General features: G+C 66.3%; 2 protein-coding genes. One reads left to right on the top strand and one right to left on the bottom strand.

Features of this window, described 5'->3' with window-relative positions:
• Positions 1–209: 209 nt before the first annotated feature.
• A complete protein-coding gene (locus tag LY622_RS00215; protein ID WP_234289041.1) occupies positions 210–1,913 on the bottom strand; it encodes a DEAD/DEAH box helicase in 1,704 nt (567 codons plus the stop codon).
• Positions 1,914–2,348: 435 nt separating this feature from the next.
• Here LY622_RS00215 and LY622_RS00210 point away from each other — a divergent pair, with 435 nt between their 5' ends.
• Positions 2,349–2,798 (top strand): YaiI/YqxD family protein, encoded by a 450-nt coding sequence (locus LY622_RS00210; protein ID WP_234289040.1) that lies wholly within the window; start codon positions 2,349–2,351, stop codon positions 2,796–2,798.
• The last annotated feature ends 123 nt before the right edge of the window (positions 2,799–2,921 follow it).

Raw genomic sequence — 2,921 nt, 5'->3', positions numbered from 1 at the left:
TGTGCTACCAGGCGCTGCCGGAAGGCCTGCTGCCGGCACCGCTCAAGGACGGCAACCCCTGGGGCGTGTCGCGGCTGGTGGATGGCAAGCGCGAGGCCTAGGAGCCTGGTCGATGTAGCTCATATCTCGCCCACAAGAAAGCCCTCGTACCGACAACGGTACGAGGGCTTTGTCTGGTTCATGCCTGCCGGGCTTGTGCCCGGCAGCGATCAGGCGGTGTTACGGCGCCGAATCGGGGCATCCCCATCCTGGCGGCGGCGCGGAGCGCGCTCGGCAGTGGCGCCGGCATCTTCGCTGATCTCCAGCGGACGACCGGCGACACGGGCACGTGCCATCTTGTCGAGGATGCTGGCCGGCAGCGAGCTCGGCAACTCCACCACGGAGAAGGCGTTGCGAATGTCGATGCGACCGATGCGGGCACCTTCGATGCCCCCTTCATTGGCCAGGGCACCGACCAGCTGGCCCGGCTTGACGCCATCCTTGTGACCCACGGCGACACGGTAGCGGGTCATGCCTTCGCTGGGGCCGCGCTCGCGACGCGCCGGCTTGCCGTCACGCGGCTCGCGCTCGGTGCGTTCCTTGCGCGGCGGCTGCATGCGACCGATCGGCGCTTCGTCGGCGCGGGCCATGGCGGCAAAGGCACAGGCCAGCTCGATCGGGTCATGCCCTTCGGCGACCAGGCGCTCGATCAGCGCACGCTGCTCCTCGGCACCGGCCGTCAGCGCACCCTGGGTACGCAGGAAGAAGGCGTCATCCCGATGGGCACGGATGGCGGCTTCGTCGGGGATCGGCATATCGGCCATGTGCTGACCGGTGGCCTGCTCCATCCAGCGCACCTTGCGCAGCTCACGCGAGCCGACGAAGGTGATCGCGATGCCGGTCCGGCCCGCGCGGCCGGTCCGGCCGATACGGTGGGTGTAGGCTTCGCTGTCCTGGGGCAGGTCATAGTTGATGACGTGGGTGATGCGTGACACGTCGAGGCCGCGGGCGGCCACGTCGGTGGCAATCAGCACATCGACCTTGCCGCGCTTGAGGCGAGTGATGGTGCGCTCGCGCAGGCTCTGATCCAGGTCACCGGAGAGGCTCGCCACGTTCACGCCGCGGGCGGAGAGCTGCTCCATCAGGGTGGTACAGGCCGCACGGGTCCGCACGAAGACGATGGCACCGTCGACGGGCTCGACCTCGAGGATACGCGACAGCGCCTCCAGCTTGGCGCCGCCTTCGACGCGCACCAGGCGCTGGTCGATGCTGGCGGCGGTACCCACGCTGGCTTCGATCACAACCTTGACCGGATCCACCAGGTAACGATTGACGATGCGCTCGATCTCGGTCGGCAGCGTCGCGGAGAAGAAGACCCGCTGGGCATCCTTGGGCGTATCGGCGACCACGCGCTTGACGTCGTCGATGAAGCCCATGCGCAGCATCTCGTCGGCTTCGTCGAGCACCAGGGCAGAGAGGCCGTCGAGCTTGAGGCTACCGCGATCCAGGTGATCGATGATGCGGCCAGGGGTACCGACCACGACCTGGGCGCCGCGCTTCAGGGCGCCCAGCTGCTCGCGGTATTCCTGGCCGCCGCACAGGGTGGCGACTTCCAGGCCCTTGAGGTTCTGGCCATACTTGCTGAACGACACGGCAACCTGCTGCGCCAGCTCACGGGTCGGCGCCATTACCAATACCTGGGGCTCACGGCGAGTCAGCTCCAGGCGAGACAGAATCGGCAGCGCAAAGGCAGCGGTCTTGCCAGTGCCGGTCTGGGCCTGGCCCAGCATGTCACGCCCTTCCAGCAGTGCAGGAATGGTCTGCAACTGGATCGGCGAAGGGATCTCGTAGCCCAGTGTTTCCACAGCGGAGAGAACGGCAGGCAACAGAGCAAGATCGCCGAAGCTCGGCGAAGCGACAGAAGTCGAGGTCATCAATCACACCTTGGTAGGCCGGCAGGGGCCGGCAAAATCACATTGAGGCATCCCCGACGCAAAAGAACGGTCGGGCGCACTGCGCTTCTCGAGGGCCATCATTGGCCGAAGGGCAGAGCGAGTCACGGAATCGGGGACGCCGGTCGCACCTGGCATCCGGTTCGCGCCCTGGGGCTTGCGAACCGCTAAGGCGACCTTTCTGCGCCGATGTCGCCGGTTGGCGGCATCTGGTGGCGCTCCATCTTCACATCTCGGACACTGTCGGTAGATGACCGCAGGTCTCGGTGATTCGGCTCGGGCAACTTCAGCACCGGCGAATCGTCATGATGGCGGGGTCAGCACATGCGAGGAGGGCGCATGCTACCATCGGTGCTTTCTCCTGGCCAGTACTTTCAACGCTAACGGCCATGTCCCCCTTGATCGAGGAGCCTGCCAATGCCAACCCTGTGGGTCGATGCCGACGCCTGCCCCAAGGTGGCACGCGACATTATCGTGCGTGCCGCCGAGCGTACCGATACCCCCACCTGGTTCGTGGCCAACCATACGATCCCGCTGCCGCCCTCGCGCTGCGTCAAGTCGCTTGCGGTGAGCCATGGCTTCGACGCCGCCGACAACGAGATCGTCGCCCGCCTCGCCTCCGGTGACCTGCTGCTCACCTCCGACCTGCCGCTGGCCCTGGAGGCCATCGAAAAAGGCGCGGCGGTCATGACCACCCGTGGCGAAATGCTCGACAAGGGCAATATCAAGGCGCGGGTACAGATGCGGGATTTCATGGAGACACTACGCGCCAGCGGCGAACACACCGGCGGCCCCAAGGGCTACAGCGATACCGATCGGCGCGAGTTCGCCAATGCGCTGGACAGGTGGCTGGCGAAGCAGCGGTAAGAGGCGGGGAGGCGATTTCCCCTTTGTCGGAGTATCTTTAGATCACGACTGGAGGCGCTAGCCTCCCGGCGGTGTTGCCGATGGGCGCGGTTGTTGCCAACTCCGGCAGCCTCCGCCAGGGCG

This window comes from Halomonas alkalisoli (genome assembly GCF_021412585.1).
Lineage (GTDB): Bacteria > Pseudomonadota > Gammaproteobacteria > Pseudomonadales > Halomonadaceae > Halomonas > Halomonas alkalisoli.
The sequence above is the reverse complement of the archived record's forward strand: the minus strand, read 5'-3'. Positions and strand labels throughout refer to the sequence as shown.